The sequence below is a fragment of the Mucilaginibacter endophyticus genome, assembly GCF_003351025.1.
GTDB lineage: Bacteria > Bacteroidota > Bacteroidia > Sphingobacteriales > Sphingobacteriaceae > Mucilaginibacter > Mucilaginibacter endophyticus.
In genome coordinates, this window is sequence record NZ_QPCG01000002.1 from 188,760 (window position 1) to 205,274 (window position 16,515).

The window sequence follows — 16,515 nt, forward strand, 5'->3', positions numbered from 1 at the left end:
TTGTGAGGCTTTTTTGGGGGATTACTTTACAACCTCAACCCATTGGCCTTTTAATAAACTGCTGATCTGGTTGTTATACATTGCCTCGCAATAAACAGCCGGCAGATAGTACTTACCGGTATAAGCCGCATTCAGCATAACATAATAGGTTGATTCCTGGCCTTCATATAAGCTGAAATAAGTATTCACCCTGTCATCGCGGATATCACGGTAATCTGACGGGGAGGATTTAAAAGCTTCATCGCCAAGCAGGCGTGTGTTTAATATTTCCCATCCCGAAGGGAAGATCTGGGTAAGCGCCAGATTATCGTACCTACCTCGTTTGCCCGGATTTTTGATATTTACCTGAGCTACAAAATCGGTTCCCTGTTTTAAGGAAAATGGGTCTATCGGTTTCCCTTTAAGCGAGAAATAGCCAACACGCATCTGTAAAACATCAGGATTGATAATTGATTGGCTGTCCTGTCCTGATGATGGCTGACCTCTTTGTATCAACCTGATGTACAGTTTGTTGTTGCTGTTATTTTTAAGATAAACTTTACCACCATTAGCCGCTAAAATACCTTGCCACAGATAAGAAGTTGTACTTACAGAAGCTTTAGCATTGCCATTAACATAGTTAAATTCAAGCTTGCCAGCTGGTTTATTTTGCCCGTAAAACTGTGCAAGCGCAATTAGCGAGTAGGCTGTAGTTTGTGTGCTGTACCAATCATCCTGCGATAGTCGGGCCGCTACGGTGTGCACTAACCCTGCAGCTTTTTGTTTTTGATCCAGCAGGGTAAGGGTTTCCAATATCATTGCCTCATCTCGTAAATCGGAGCCATAGGTGCCAAACAGGCTGTCGTATGGCTTAACGGTGGTTGATAGTTTGGCTATCATCTTTAAACCAACTTCGGGTTGCCCTGCAAGTTTATAGGCAGCGGCAAGTCTCCATGCGGCGGCATCGCTCAACAAGGCAAATTCACGTAAACGGTTCATAGCACCCATTTCCGGCGAACGGGCAAAGGCAAGCAGGTATAAACGATAAGCTTGCGTCAGATCATCTTCATAATAATATGGCTGCTTCCGTGGCGCCCAGGTCAGGGCTTTTTCCCTCTGGTATTTTTTCCAGCGGTCAATAAAACCTATAGGCATGCTATATCCTTTGGCTTGAGCGGCTAACATAAAATGTCCGGCATAGTTAGTACCCCATTCATTAGCTTCGCCACCGTCCGGCCAGTAACTTAAGCCACCGCCTTGTACCTGGAAGCCATTAATCCTGTCGATGGTGGCCTTAATATTTCGGTCGGTTTCGGCGCGTTGTTTAGGTGAAAGGTCAAGCAATTGGTTCAGATACAATTGAGGGAATGCTGATGAGGTGGTTTGTTCAACACAACCATGCGGGTATTCTATCAGGTAATCCAAACGTTTTGAAAGGTTTAATGGCGGGATATAAGCCACCTCAAGTGTAGCTTTATTGGTTCCGTTGATGCCAATCGGTTGATAGTCGGTATTCCAAGCCTCACCAGGCGCAAGTTCTTTCTGTATAATTCTTGTAATAGGAGGGTTAGGGTTCCGGACATTAAGATCAACGTCATACACCGCTGTTTCTGAGCCACTTTTGGCAATTACTTTTACTTTGCCAACCCCAACAAAATCTTTAACATTTAAATCAAAGGTTACCAGTTGGTCGCCCGGTTTATCAAAAGTTAGTGTTTTTTGATTGTTACCGCCTAAATTACTGAAAGCATTGCTCTGTACCTGCAGGCTTACGGTTTTGATATTGTTTTCCATCGCGAACACGGTAACCGGCAGTTGAATACTTTCTGACGGACCAAGCACACGGGGCAAGGTAGCCAGGATCATCAACGGCTTTTTAACCGCTACGGCTTTTTCGGCAATACCATAAGCGCCGTTGTGACCTGCTACTATCATGGCCTTAACGGAGCCTACATACTGAGGCAATGTAAAGCGCTGTGTTTGCTTTTCACTGGCATTGAGGTGGAAAGGGCCAAGAAATTTCACAACAGGCTTAAAGCGGTTTACAGACACATTTTTGTTATTACCCAGGTTTCCGTCACCACCGATGCTCAAGATCCGCTCTAAACCGCCACCAAACGCGCCAATTACATAGTCAAACAAGTCCCAGGTTTTTACGCCCAAAGCTTCGTGGGCATAAAAAGTGTCATGTGGGTCAGGGGTTTTGTAATTGGTGATATCCAATAACCCTTCGTCAACAATGGCAATGGTGTAGGTCATTTCCTTGCCCGATGCTTCTGAAATGGTAATGGCCGATTGTGTTTCCGGTCTGATCTTATCAGGCATGCTGATAACTGGTCTAAGTATGGTCTCCGGGTTTTCTATCTGTAAAGGAATAGCACCATACATCCGGATAGGCAGGTCATTAACCGTTTGTGAATGTTTTTGCAGCAGCGTAACGTTTACAAAAACGTTTGGCGCCATGGTTTCGTCAACTTTGAATGAATAGCGGGTTTGCCCTTTTTTTGTATCTATCCAGGTGGTTTTTAAAACCTTGCTGCCGTTCTCAAAACTGATCAGCGCGCGGCCGGCCTCACCTGTTGGAATAGTCAATGTAGCTTCTTCTCCAACCTTATACGTTTGTTTATCTGAAGTGAAAGATAACATTGCGGCTTCTGTAGGATTGGTGGATTGCAACCTTTCCGACCAGTTTGGCCAGTCAACATAAATGATCTTGCCTGTTGAATGCCCGGTTTGTTCATCTTTTACTTTGATAAGGTACCGGCCCCAATCGGCTTTGTTGATATGAAGAGTCCATTGGCCCGAGCCATTGGTTAACCGCACACTTTCGGTTTTGATGAGCTTATTATACTTATCCTGGGTAAAGTTGCTCATTTCATTGCCGGTTTGATCCCACCACCAGCGCCATTGCACTTTATACAATTCAACCTGTACGTCGCGGGTTCCAGGAAGGGCGTTGCCGTTTACATCCACATCGGCAATATCTACCATGTGGTCTTTATCAGTAACCAGCATACCCGACAGATCGCTTCCTGAAGGGGTTTTAACGCCCACATAGCCTTGATAAACGTTATAAGGCATACTTACCTGGTTTATGCTAAAGTTACCACCCGGCTCAAATACTTTAACCAGGAAGTTTGCACGCAACTGACCAGGGGCCTGTTTCTCTACGTTTACGTTGGCGTCAACATCGGCTGTGCCTGTTTCGCTTAACTTGCCATCAAAAACGGTTTGTACCTGTGTATTAAAGGCAAGTGTAGGGTCATCAAAAACATAATCTTTATATTTTTTGAAGCTTGTATTTTGTGCCGATAAGTAAGCATCTACCTTAGCCTTTAAATTTTGTGCCGCGCCGCCGAAAAGCCACTGCGCACTCAACTTGCCATTGGCATTATTGCCTTTGGTTAATTCCGAAGCGCCGCCGAAGGAGAGGCTAAGCTTAAGCCTGTTCGGCATTATCGTTTCAACCTTTATCTTTTTCTCAAATACAGCACCGCCCACTTTAACCTTGGCTGTCCAGTTACCGGTAGGGGACGAGGTTTCAGTCGCGGTATGAAAGCTGTAAAATCCATCTAAACTTTTGGTTTGAGTAATACGCCTGTATAGTTTGTCACTTGGGTCGTATAGTTCAAATTCAACCGGGTGATCTGCAGGTAGCGTTTTTAATTTATCTTCCAGGATAAAAGATGTATAAATGGAATCACCCGGACGCCAAACACCTCGCTCACCATAAATAAATCCTTTAAGGCCGTTCTGTACTTCTTCGCCACCAACGTTAAACCTCGATAGGGGAAGTGAACTGCCGTCATCAAGCTTTAAATAACCACGTTGTGAACCTTTCTTAGCCACCAATAAATAAGGCTTACGCTTCATGTCGAACTTAGCCAGGCCATCGCCGTCAGTAGTACCTTTGTAAATCACCTGTTTTTGGTAATCAAGTAATTCCAGCTCTACATTATTCATTGGTTCTGCCGTTAAGATATCGGTAACGGCTATCAACATGCTGTTGTCATTGCCCCGTTTGGCTATAAGGCCAATATTTGATGCTATGACGTTGCGGGTAGCCCAGCGCTGTTTGCTGTAATAGGAATCTGTACAGGCATCATTACGTTCCTGCCAGTTATAACCTTCGGGATAGTAATTATCATACCGCTTCCAGAAATCGTCATCCTCATCATTTACTTTTGACGTATTGTCACTGTATTCGCCGCCATAATAACCTTCGTCTTCGCCATCGTCACCATTGTTTTTTTGAACTTTGCCACTGTTGATCTTGCAATTGAACAAGGAGTATGATCGCCTGAAACCGATAACCACCCGATAGATGGCGCCTGGCTCGGTGCGGATCATCTGATCAAGATCGAGCATGAAGCGGTTCTTCTTGTTCAGGTTAAGGCCTTTATCAGTATCCAAACGGATGGTTTTTTGAATTATTGGTTTACCCACCTGCCTTAACTCTGCACTACCGTCGAAGCCGTTGCTTTGGAAGTATTGGGGAATGTTATTTTCGTAAATCTTAATGATCGTAACATCCACCGCGTTCAGGTTTACAGCTTCAAAAGGCATCATGATGCGGCCGGAGTCAGGCAGGATTACACCTTTACCTGGTATACTGACAGCCGGTAAACGGTTTTCAAAAAACAGGTTAGCAGTGTAGCCTTTAGTGATTCTTTTCAAAAGCGTGTTTTTGATACCCTCGTTTACTGTCACCGTGTAATCGCCCTGTAGGCGGTCGGGGGCGTAAACTTTCACGAGGCTGCCGTCAATGCTATAGGCAGGATCGGAAATGTTGTTAATACTGATCAACCCGTTTAGTTCCTGCCCCACCAAAATATTGTCTGAAAATTGCACTTCAACATATTGGTCATTGTCCTGCACCGCACGTATGTTCAAAACTTTGAAATCGCCGATGGCGGGTACCTCGAAATTCTGACTGCCCTTTTTATCTATGCCAATGCTGCTGCCATCCCAGTTAATAACAAGCGGACTACCTTTTCCTGCAACGCGGGTTAAGCCGGTTATGGTAAAATGGTGGTTTTTATGAGCCGCATCATGCTCCCAGTTTATTTTAACCGGCGAATCATAATTGGGCACCAGGAGTTTATCAACGGCAGATGGATCTTCAGCATCAGCTGTCTGGATGTCGCCGGTCAGTTTCATTTCGGTGTTTGAGGTACTGCTGGCCGTTTGCATACCAATGAATGATACCGTAAAATCGGGCTGAATGACCTGGAAGCTAAATTTAAAGTGTTCAAAGCTGCCTGGTACGTCAATTAACTTGCTCAGTTTAAAATCGGCAGTATAGTTTTTGCCTGGGTCGAGCTTTTCATCAGGCCTGAATTCAATAGTACGCGCATCTGTCCAGATGGCTTTTCCTTTTATAGATGGAGAGAAGTTAAAAAGATCGTCGGTTATTTCCTCATTTTGCTGATGGGTTACCTGCACATCACTGGCTAACCGGATGCGTATTGGGCTTTGTTTGGACACAACACCTGTGGTGTACGACTCAATATATTTGCTGAAAGCAGGGTCGACAACTGTTTTTTTATGGCCAATGGCTACCAGGTATACAATGAGTAAAACAAGGGTAACAGTGGTGATAACAGTGATTAAGGTTCGGCGTCTGCGGAATTGACTGTATCCGTTTTCCATGAAATAGGTTTATTTATTATCAGGTAAATTATAAAATTTATGACAATAAATAATTTAAAGCAAAAATTATTTTATCATAACTCCGGGCTTATTTAAAACCGGGATCTTGATAAAATTCATCTCTACAATGCTTTCAGGAAGGAAAATAAACTTCTTATCGAAAATGTCTTTACCGATATAATAGCTCAGCCAATACTCGTTATTGAGGCCAAATGTTTGCTCATCAATAGGCTCAATAAGTTTATATGCTTTGCTGTCAACAACTGGGATCATGTGCCGCAGGGTGGAGGTTTTTACCTGCTCGCCATCTTTTTCACCATAACCTCTCGAGGTAATGAGCACGTTTTCAATCGGCTCATTTTTAAGGTTAATGAGATAAACATACCATACCTTACTTTCTACACTCTCGCTCTCCAATGCTACCGCGATAGCAATATCCTTTACATTATTTTCGGGCAGGTCTTTTTTCATATTTTGGTCGATTAAGTTAATTGGGTTGATCAGGTGAGAGGTTCTAAGCATACTTGCTAAACCATTCACCTGATCAACCCAATCAACCATTCACTATTTCTTTTTTGTTGCCGCTTTTTTCTTGGCAGGGGCTTTTGTTGCGGTTGGCTTGGCAGCTGCAGCAGCTTTACCAAAGCGTCCCTTTTTAGCATCCTTCGGTGTGGCATCGGCGAGGGCCTTGCATTCTTCGTAGGTAAGGGTTAAAGGATCTTTATCTTTAGGGATCTTAACATTCAGCTTGCCAAATTCAATATAAGGCCCCCAACGGCCGTTCAATACTTTTACATCCGGATCTTCATCAAAGGCTTTGATCAGCTTTTCGGCATCCTTTTTACGCTTTAGGTTGATGAGTTCAATTGCTTGCTCTTCAGTAACATCATGCGGATCAATCTCTTTAGGCAACGATACAAACGCACTGTTATGGCTAATATAAGGCCCGAAACGACCAATAGCCACTTTCATTACCTTGCCTTCATATTCACCAACTACCTTTGGTAACTTGAACAACTCAAGTGCCTCCTCAAGGCTGATGGTTTCGATGCTCTGGCCACTGCGCAAACTTGCATAAAGTGGTTTCTCTTCGGTATCGTCAGTAGCTGTTTCGCCAATCTGAACAAAAGGCCCGAAACGACCAATACGTACCGAAACTTTCTTGCCGTTTTCCGGGTGATTGCCTAATTCACGCTCACCGGTAGCTTTATCAGCCTTTTCAATAGTGCTTTCCACCTCTTTGTGAAAGGGGTTATAAAAATCGTGGAGCATGTCTGTCCACTCTTTGAGTCCCTGAGCTATCTCATCAAATTGCTTTTCAACACTGGCTGTAAAGTTGAAATCAACGATATCTTTAAAATATTGTACCAGGAAATCATTTACAACAGCGCCAATATCAGTTGGGAACAACTTGCCGCGTTCTGCGCCGGTATTTTCTGTTTTTTCTTCCTTAATGATGCTGCCTGCTTTCAGTGTTAATACCCTGAAGTTACGTTGCTTGCCTTCGCGCTCTTCCTTAACTACATAGCCACGGTTTTGAATGGTTGAAATAGTAGGAGCGTAGGTTGACGGACGGCCGATACCCAGCTCTTCCAGTTTTTTTACCAGGCTGGCCTCTGTATAACGGGCTGCAGGGCGCGAAAAACGTTCTGTTGCCGACATTTCCTGCAAAGCCAATCGTTGGCCTTTGGTTAAAGGTGGCAGCATTGTATTGTCGCCATCCTGTTGTGTATCATCCTCATCATCGTTTGATTCAAGGTACACTTTCAGGAACCCGTCGAATTTCATTACTTCGCCATTAGCTACAAGGTCTTCACTACGGGTTGATATACTGATTTTTGCAGTGGTTTTCTCAAACTGTGCTTCGCTCATTTGCGATGCGATGGCGCGCTTCCAGATCAGTTCATATAAACGTTTTTCTGATGATTCTCCATCAATAGTATGATTATTGAAATACGTAGGCCTGATAGCTTCGTGCGCTTCCTGGGCACTGGCATTTTTAGTTTTATACCTTCTTTGCTGATGGTATTTTTCACCGTAAGCAGATACAATTTCGCTCGCGGCGGAGTTCAAAGCAAGTTCCGATAAGTTTACTGAGTCGGTACGCATATAAGTGATGTATCCCGATTCGTAAAGTCTCTGAGCAACCTGCATGGTACGTGCAACCGAATAGCCAAGCTTTCGGCTGGCTTCCTGTTGCAACGTCGATGTTGTAAACGGTGCGGCAGGAGAGCGTTTGGTTGGGCGTGTATCTAACGATTTTACATCAAAATCGGCAGCTATACAATCCTGTAAAAACTTTTCAGCTTCTTCCTGTTTTGCAAAACGCTCAGGCAACTCAGCTTTGAATGCTTCCTTACCTTTACCAAATATGGCTACTATTTTAAATGCTGCTTCTGATTTAAATCTATTAATCTCGCGCTCACGGTCAACAATAAGCCTTACCGCAACTGATTGTACACGGCCTGCGGAAAGTGAAGGTTTTACCTTTTTCCACAAAACAGGGGAAAGCTCAAAACCTACCAGCCTGTCTAAAACACGACGTGCTTGTTGGGCGTTAACCAGGTTATAATCAATTTTACGTGGTGTATCAATCGCTTTTAAAATAGCCGGCTTGGTGATCTCATGAAAAACAATACGTTTGGTATGAGTATCTTTCAAATCCAGCGTTTCAAACAAGTGCCAGGAAATGGCCTCACCCTCGCGGTCCTCGTCCGATGCAAGCCAAACCATTTCGGCTTCTTTAGCTAACTTCTTTAACTCGGTGACTACCTGCTTTTTATCCGCAGGTACTTCATATTTCTGTTTAAAGTTATTAGCTATGTCAATTGCATCTTCCGACTTAACCAGATCACGGATATGCCCGTAGCTGGACTTTACAGTAAAGTCCTTACCAAGGTAACCCTCAATGGTCTTAGCTTTTGCAGGTGATTCAACTATCAGTAAGTTTTTGGCCATTTAATCAGTTTTAGTTTTTGCAAATAAAACATAAAGTAAGCGAAACACCAATTAGTTTTTAGTAAAAGGTGCAAAAAATGAATGCTTATTGGGCTTTAAGTTGAAGAAATAATGTTAAAATGCCTTTGAAAATAACATTATGATAAAACAATTGCTTTTATCTTAATAAATTGATAACAAGCAATTGTTCAATTCATATTTCCAACTTAAAATATTAAGGGGAAAAAGGATATTTACATCAGGAAACCACCACCAAGCAGGTCATCACCTTCGTAAAATACCGCAGACTGGCCCGGAGCTATGCCGGATACATTATGATGGAAATCAACCTTCATATGTTCGCCCATTTGAAGAATAGAACTTTGTGTGCCGGCATCTTTGTAGCGTATTTTAGTAATAGCTTCAAGTGGCTCGCTTATAGTTTCGTATTTAATAAGGTTGAGGTTCCTTACCCAAGCCTGTTTGCGCTCCAGTTCATCGGCTGTGCCTAAAACAACGGTATTGGTTTCAGGGTCGATACGCATTACAAACATTGGATGACCTAATGCCACGCCCAAACCTTTCCGCTGACCGATGGTATAAAAAGGATAGCCCTGGTGTTTACCGACAACCGTGCCATTTGAAAGCACAAAATTGCCCGGGCCAACCCTTTCATCCAAATCTTCAACTTTATGGCGAAGGAACGAGCGGTAATCGTTATCGGGCACAAAACAAATCTCATAGCTTTCGCTTTTACCGGCAAGTTCAATCTGTCCCATATCAAGCGCCATTTGCCTGATCTCGGGCTTTGAAAAGCTGCCCAAGGGGAATTTAGTACGTGCAAGGTTTTTTTGCGATACTCCCCACAATACGTATGATTGATCTTTATTAGTGTCTTTACCTTTTGAAATTACGTAACGGCCATTATCCTGCAAACGGATGTTTGCATAGTGCCCTGTGGCTATAAATTCACAATCGAGCTTATCGGCACGTTTTAATAGTGCTTCCCATTTAATGTGCGTATTGCATAAAACGCATGGGTTGGGGGTACGGCCCGCCAGATACTCGTCAACAAAGTTATCAATTACAAAATCACCAAACTCATTACGTATATCTAATATATAATGCGGAAAGCCATAGCCAACAGCAAGGGCGCGTGCATCATTAATGCTGTCCAGACTGCAGCAGCCGGTTTCTTTTGAACTACCGCCAGATGAGGCATAGTCCCAGGTTTTCATGGTTAAACCAATTACCTCATAGCCTTGTTCATGCAGCATCACTGCCGCTACCGAACTATCAACTCCGCCGCTCATTGCCACTAATATCCTACCGTGCTTATTCATAATTTTGCAAAGATACCTATTTGATTTTTATGTTAATATACCCTTAGTCAGTATAGGGTAAAATGTGTGGCAATCGAACCCTTGCTGAGTTAATTAATAGTTAATTATTGTTTATTTTCAGTGCTTTATAATTCGTATATAAAGTAAAACTCAAGTGTGATTAAACCCCTTGGCGTAATACATCTTGCCAAGAAAGCTATATGATGTTTATTATTTCCTTAATATAAGTTAAATGTTTCAACGGCAATAACCTTAACATTGGCTTAATATAGGTGGCGTTTAAACATATAAGGAGTATGAATCTCAATGGCTTAGTGTAACCGGTGTAAAGATGCATTCGTAAAACCCCAACAAATAAAAACCAATTAAACATTGCATTCAAACCAGCATTTATGCTAAAAATGTTACATAAAAACGGGGTGTAAATGGTACACTGAATTCAATATTCAGGCGTTTTTGTTGCTAAAATTTTAAATAATAAATGTCGGTTTAACTATTATAAAAACAGGTGGTATTATTTATTAAAAATAATGTAAAAATGATATCGCCTATTGTAACAGACCTATTACATTATAAATTTGCTATATCCTAATTAATAAAAATATGTTAACTCAATTGACTTTAGAACAAAAATTACAGGGCGTGATTCTGGTGATTATCTGCTTTATTGCTGCAGCCAACTACTTAATAAAGTAAACGCAAAACAATAGAGAATAACACGTTTAAGGTGCTTACTATACGTAGTAAGCACCTTTTTTATGCAATAAAGATTTTCAGGATAATAGTTTACGGGTTACGGGTTTGTCCGTTGCCTTTAACCAGCCATTTGTAACTGGTAAGCTCTTCAAGCCCCATAGGGCCGCGAGCGTGAAGTTTCTGGGTGCTTATACCTATTTCGGCACCAAGTCCGAATTGAGCACCATCAGTAAATGCTGTCGATACGTTTGCGTACACGGCGGCGGCATCAACATCATTCAAAAATTGAGCGATATTTTCAGCACTTTCGGAGATAATGGCTTCGCTGTGTTTGGAACTGTTTATGGCTATATATTCCAGCGCTTCGGTAAATGAATCTACCGTTTTGATAGCCATTTTCATTGAAAGAAATTCAGTACCAAAGTGTTCCGGACTGGCTTCATGTAGCAAACTGTTCGGGTAACCATTTTGGAGTGCTTCAAAAGCACGCTCGTCTGCAAAGAGTTCTACTTCTTTTTCTTTTAAGATATGTGATAAGCGTGGCAGGTCATTTAACCTGGCAGAGTGTATAATTAAACAATCCAGAGCATTGCAAACACTTACGCGACGGGTTTTAGCATTGGCAATAATCTCAGCACCTTTTTCCAGATCGCCTGATTCATCAAAATAGGTATGTACTATCCCTGCGCCGGTTTCAATAACAGGTACCTTGCTATTATCGCGTACAAAATCAATCAGTGACTGACTTCCCCTTGGGATGAGTACATCAATATAACCAATAGCATTCAGCAGGGATGTGGTAGCCTCCCGTTCGGCCGGAAGTAATGTGACGACATTTACATCAACACCATGTTTCTCCAATACTTTATGGATAACCGAAATGATGGCCCTGTTAGAGAAATCGGCATCGCTGCCACCTTTTAGTACGCTGATGTTACCTGTTTTAAAGCAAAGCGCGAAAACATCAAAAGTTACGTTTGGTCTCGCTTCATATATCACCCCCACAACGCCGAGTGGCACACGTATTTTTGATATGGATAAACCATTGGGCATTTCTGTAGCCGAAAGCTGTTTCCCAAGCGGGCTATCTAATTTGGCCACACTTAGCATGTCTCCGGCAATACCCTTAATACGATCCGCAGTGAGTTTAAGGCGGTCATATTTCGGATCAGCCGAATCCATGCGGTCAAGGTCTTTTTGGTTCTCGGCCAGGATATATTCGTTTTGGGCAATTGCTTCAGCAGCTACATCTTCCAAAACCTTGTTGATCAGGGCAGGGGCAAGGGTTGCTTTGCGGCTTGCTTCACGTGCTTTATCAAAATAGCTGTTATAGTTCATGTTATTTAGCCTTGTAAGTAAAGATAATCGTAATGCACCAGCGCCTTCTGGTTTTTTTGGCCGATGCGTTCACGGGCCTTGTCGGCACCGTATTCGGCAATACCTAAGCCAATCAATTTATCAGTATCGTCAATCAGTTTAATAATATCGCCTTTTTTAAAGTCGGTTATCACGCCAACAATACCAACAGGTAATAAACTGGTTGCCTTGTTTGAGATCAGGGCGGCTTTGGCTCCGGCGTTGATCAATACACTGCCTGTTGCCGATTTTTCGGAATGGGCAATCCATTTCTTTTTGCCCGATGCCGTTTTATTAGGAATGAAACGGGTATGTGTAACCTGATTCTCCAACACATCGGTTAATATACTGTCCCGTTTACCATTTGCAATATGCACCGAAATCCCTAACTGGGCTGTTTTTTGTGCCATAGTAGATTTGGTGATCATACCACCACGACCAAATTGCGAACGCCCTGACGATACGAAACTTGAAAAATCAAGTTCATTACCGCTTACCTCATCTATCACTGCTGAACCAGCTGCTTTAGGGTCACCGTTATAAATACCATCGACATTGGTAAGGATGATAAGGGCGTTGGCATTAAGCATAGAAGCTATCAGGCCTGCCAGTTCATCATTGTCTGTAAACATCAGCTCGGTTACCGATACAACGTCATTTTCATTTACAACCGGGATCACCTCATATTGTAGCAAGGCCTCAAGGCAGTTTTTCATGTTGAGGTAATGCATCCTGTCCCTGAAATCTTCGCGGGTAACCAAAACTTGCGAACATAGGATCTGAAACTGTTCAAATAAATGCGAGTAGGTATTAATGAGTTTTACCTGTCCTATAGAAGCAAGTACCTGACGGGCTGCAACCGCATCCGATTTTTCTGATACGGTGATCAAACTACGGCCTGATGCTACGGCACCGGACGAAACCAGAATAACTTCAATCCCTTGCTTTTTTATCGCGGCTATCTGTTCAACCAAATGTTTTATTCGTGACTGGTCGGGAAGACCATTTTCCTGGGTAATAACATTTGAGCCGATTTTGATAACGATGCGTTGATAATTGAAAGCCATTAGCTGAGTACAGAGGTTGAGGCTTCAATATTACAAATTTGAGCGTAATTAGGTCTTGTTTATTTTAAAATATCCACTAAAGTGATGGATTTTATAGTGAAATAATGCCAAATCATCAAAAACTCAAAAAAATTGAATAATTGCCTTGACAGCAAGCTTTTAATTTATATTTTTGTCGACTAATTCTATAGACAATGTATCGTTTCAATGCAATTGCCAATTACTCCATGTTAAAAATGCAGCTCCTAACTGCAGGGTGTTGTTGTTGAATTTAACCTCATCAACAATAACACAAAACCCGAAATCACAATTTTAATAACCACCACACCAATTACTTCATGAAAATTTTTACAAACTCAATTAAAATAATTGTGCTCTTACTGGTACTGTTACCGGGTATAAGCCGCGCGCAATTAAATGGCTCATATATATTGAGCGGAAAAGTAGGCGATGACCAGGGAAAACCGCTGGTAGGAGCCACTGTATCCATAAAAGGCACAACTAATAGCACATCAACAGATACAACCGGTAAATTTTCGTTAACTACCAGCGCAAAACTACCATACACACTTGTTTTTACAGCTGTAGGTTTCCAACCACAGGAATTTTATATAAAAAATGCCAATAGCGCGGTAAATATCACGCTTACTACACAATCCTTATTGGTTAACGAGGTAGTAGTAACCGCTTCCCGTAAGGAAGAAAAGTTACTTCGGTCGCCGGTTGCTATTGAAAAGCTGAGTATTACTGCATTGAAACAATCGCCTGGCCCAAGCTTTTACGATGCGCTTGAAAACGTTAAAGGTGTACAAATGACCACCACCAGTATCACCCTGAAAGTACCAAACACCCGCGGTTTCAATAGTCCTAACAACTTTAGGTTTATGCAATTGGTTGATGGGGTTGATATGCAGTCGGCTACGTTAGGCGTACCACTGGGTAACGCTATCGGTCCAACCGAACTGGATATTGCCAGTGTTGAAATTACTCCGGGAGCAGCTGCGGCGCTTTATGGCACCAATGCAATTAACGGTTTATCAAACCTGTTCACTAAAGATCCTTTTAAATATCAAGGTTTAAGCTTTTATCATCGCCAGGCGGTTAACCATGTAGGTAACGACCGTTTAGGCGCAAGTTCAATTACCGAAGATGCTTTACGTTATGCCAAAGCATTTAATGATAAGTTTGCCGTTAAAGTGAACTTTAGCTACATGCAAGGGCAGGATTGGCAGTCGGATACCCGTTTAGATCAGAACCCAACTAACCTGAAATCTGCAAACCCAGCTTATCCTGAACTAACAGGCACAAGCAACGCAGCTTATGATGGCTGGAATAAGTATGGTGATGACGCGCTTGCGGGCAGTAACACGGTATCAATAAAAGGTATTACTGTTGACGGTAAAGCCCGCCCTAATCTAACCGTTGCACGTACAGGTTACAATGAAGTTGACCTGGTTGACCCGCACGTAAAAAACTTAAAATTAGATGGTACACTGTCTTATAAATTAACACCAAGCACCATCTTATCGTACACCTACCGCTACGGCAGGTTGGACGGAGTATTTCAACGTGGTAATAAGATCTCGTTGCAAGGAGCTACCGTTCAGAATCATAAAATTGAGTTAAAAGGAAAAGACTTCCTGGTACGTGGTTACGAATCTATCGAGAATACAGGTAACTCATTCAACGTAAAGCCATTGGCAGACAATCTCGATCTTAACCATGCAAGCAACTCGGCTTGGGGTACCTTATACGGCAATGCTTTAAAAGCCTATAATGGTGGCGTACTTACCTCTGCAAACCTTGCAGCGGCTGAGCAAGCTGCACGCGCTGCCGCTGATAAAGGCCGTGTTGAGCCGGGGACACCTGAGTTTGACGCTCTGCGTAAAACCATCATTGGTATTAATAACTGGGATATCAAATCGAGCCTGATTCCTAATGCACCTGTTACTGGTGGTGCCGCATTGGTTCAAAAAAGCCATATGTACAACGGCGAGGCTCAATGGGATTTAACTGATAAGGTTAAATTTGTTGATCTGTTGGTTGGTGCCGATGTACGCGTTTACAGCATTACGCCCGATGGTAACAACTTCGTAGATTTTAGCCGCCCGATTGCAGACAGGAACACTCCGCTTGCCGATGGTACTTTCGGCAAAGATGTGATCTACAAAAAATATGGCGCCTTTACCCAGGTTACCAAGACCTTTTTCGACGAGAAGTTGAAATTATTCGGCTCTATCCGTTGGGACCGTAACCCATACTTCGATCCTAAATTTACCCCGCGTTTAGCAGCAGTTTATACTGTTAACCAAAACCATAACTTCAGGTTCACTTTCCAGAACGGCTATCGCTTCCCATCTTTATTCGAAGCATTATCATACGTTAATAACGGGCGCGTAAAACGTGTAGGCAGCTTGCCATTCATTAATGAAGGTTTAGGTTATCTTGGTAACAGCTACACGCAAACATCGGTAGTGGCATTCAATGCCGCTGTAAATGCTGCAGGTGGTTCAGATCAGGCGGCTTTGGCTAATCGCAACTTGTTAAAAGTGGCGGACCTGCCTCCGGCTCGCCCTGAACAGATCACTTCGTTTGAGGTTGGTTATAAAGGTATTGTAGCAGATAACAAAGTATTTATCGATATTGATGCTTATACTAACCGTTACGATGGTTTTCTTGGTCAGGTACAGGTATTTGTGCCCAATGGGGCTACTGTAGGTTCTGATGCTGCTGTGCTATCGATGCTTGATATTAACCGCGACCCTACAACCGGCACATCCAGCAACGCCGCCAGCCAGGGCCAAAGCAGGTACCGCGTTTACACTAATGCTAAGAATATCTACCATAACTATGGCTCATCGGCAGGTGTTACCTATAATTTCTACCAGCATTATACAGTATCAGGTAACGTAAGTTTCAATAAACTAAAGGCTCAAACTGCATCAGATATATTTGTTACCGGTTTTAACACGCCTGAGTGGTCTGGAAACGTATCGTTTGGTAACCGCGAAGTAGTTAAAAACTTAGGCTTTAACGTAGTTTACAAATGGCAACAATCGTACCTGTGGGAGAGCCCGCTGGTTACCGGTACAGTACCATCAATCAAAACTGTTGATGCCCAGGTTACTTACCGTGTTCCTGCTTACTATGCAACATTTAAGTTAGGTGCTACAGACATCTTTAACAAAAGGTACTACCAATACGCAGGTGGCCCAACCATTGGCGGCTTGTACTATGTATCGGTAACGCTTGATGGTTTATTAGCAGGTAATACCAACAATAACAAATAAGAACTTTTATTACGTTTTATATAGTTTGTAAGGGGATGGTCGCAATTAGTGACCATCCCTTTTTTTGAACCATGATTCTTAGGATTTGAGGATTACCTTGAGTTTTATGCGGATTATTCTCAGTTTATCGTTGTATGTGACTTGCAAGAAAAATCGGTGCAATCATAATAATCAAAAAAAACAATTGAATAAAAA

7 protein-coding genes are annotated in these 16,515 nt (G+C 42.5%); 1 reads left to right on the forward strand and 6 read right to left on the reverse strand.

Annotation, left to right across the window (positions count from 1 at the left end; genetic code table 11):
• Positions 1-21: 21 nt before the first annotated feature.
• The 6 genes from DUL71_RS08325 to proB form a co-directional block, all read right to left on the reverse strand.
• The gene (locus DUL71_RS08325) at positions 22-5,631 is read right to left on the reverse strand and encodes an alpha-2-macroglobulin family protein (protein ID WP_114937675.1); all 5,610 of its coding nucleotides are present in this window, start codon (positions 5,629-5,631) and stop codon (positions 22-24) included.
• 66 nt (positions 5,632-5,697) lie between these two features.
• Positions 5,698-6,102 carry a hypothetical protein gene (locus tag DUL71_RS08330; protein ID WP_114938498.1) on the reverse strand — a complete coding sequence of 135 codons (405 nt, stop codon included), beginning with the start codon at positions 6,100-6,102 and terminating at the stop codon, positions 5,698-5,700.
• Positions 6,103-6,195: 93 nt separating this feature from the next.
• Positions 6,196-8,589, reverse strand: a complete 2,394-nt coding sequence (topA, locus tag DUL71_RS08335; protein ID WP_114937676.1) for a type I DNA topoisomerase — start codon at positions 8,587-8,589, stop codon at positions 6,196-6,198.
• A 233-nt stretch (positions 8,590-8,822) separates the two neighbouring features.
• Positions 8,823-9,911, reverse strand: a complete 1,089-nt coding sequence (mnmA, locus tag DUL71_RS08340; RefSeq protein WP_114937677.1) for a tRNA 2-thiouridine(34) synthase MnmA — start codon at positions 9,909-9,911, stop codon at positions 8,823-8,825.
• A 786-nt stretch (positions 9,912-10,697) separates the two neighbouring features.
• Positions 10,698-11,945 (reverse strand): glutamate-5-semialdehyde dehydrogenase, encoded by a 1,248-nt coding sequence (locus DUL71_RS08345; protein ID WP_114937678.1) that lies wholly within the window; start codon positions 11,943-11,945, stop codon positions 10,698-10,700.
• 5 nt (positions 11,946-11,950) lie between these two features.
• A complete protein-coding gene (gene proB / locus DUL71_RS08350; protein ID WP_112566511.1) occupies positions 11,951-13,030 on the reverse strand; it encodes a glutamate 5-kinase in 1,080 nt (359 codons plus the stop codon).
• 338 nt (positions 13,031-13,368) lie between these two features.
• On the opposite strand from proB, the gene DUL71_RS08355 reads away from it, so the two are divergent.
• A complete protein-coding gene (locus tag DUL71_RS08355; RefSeq protein ID WP_114937679.1) occupies positions 13,369-16,320 on the forward strand; it encodes a TonB-dependent receptor in 2,952 nt (983 codons plus the stop codon).
• Positions 16,321-16,515: the final 195 nt, after the last annotated feature.

Excerpts from the sequence above, each read along its gene's own strand:
- DUL71_RS08355 (WP_114937679.1), top strand. The coding sequence starts at position 13,369 with ATGAAAATTTTTACAAACTCAATTAAAATAATTGTGCTCTTACTGGTA.
- DUL71_RS08330 (WP_114938498.1), bottom strand. The coding sequence starts at position 6,102 with ATGAAAAAAGACCTGCCCGAAAATAATGTAAAGGATATTGCTATCGCG.
- DUL71_RS08325 (WP_114937675.1), bottom strand. The coding sequence starts at position 5,631 with ATGGAAAACGGATACAGTCAATTCCGCAGACGCCGAACCTTAATCACT.
- DUL71_RS08345 (WP_114937678.1), bottom strand. The coding sequence starts at position 11,945 with ATGAACTATAACAGCTATTTTGATAAAGCACGTGAAGCAAGCCGCAAA.
- proB (WP_112566511.1), bottom strand. The coding sequence starts at position 13,030 with ATGGCTTTCAATTATCAACGCATCGTTATCAAAATCGGCTCAAATGTT.
- topA (WP_114937676.1), bottom strand. The coding sequence starts at position 8,589 with ATGGCCAAAAACTTACTGATAGTTGAATCACCTGCAAAAGCTAAGACC.
- mnmA (WP_114937677.1), bottom strand. The coding sequence starts at position 9,911 with ATGAATAAGCACGGTAGGATATTAGTGGCAATGAGCGGCGGAGTTGAT.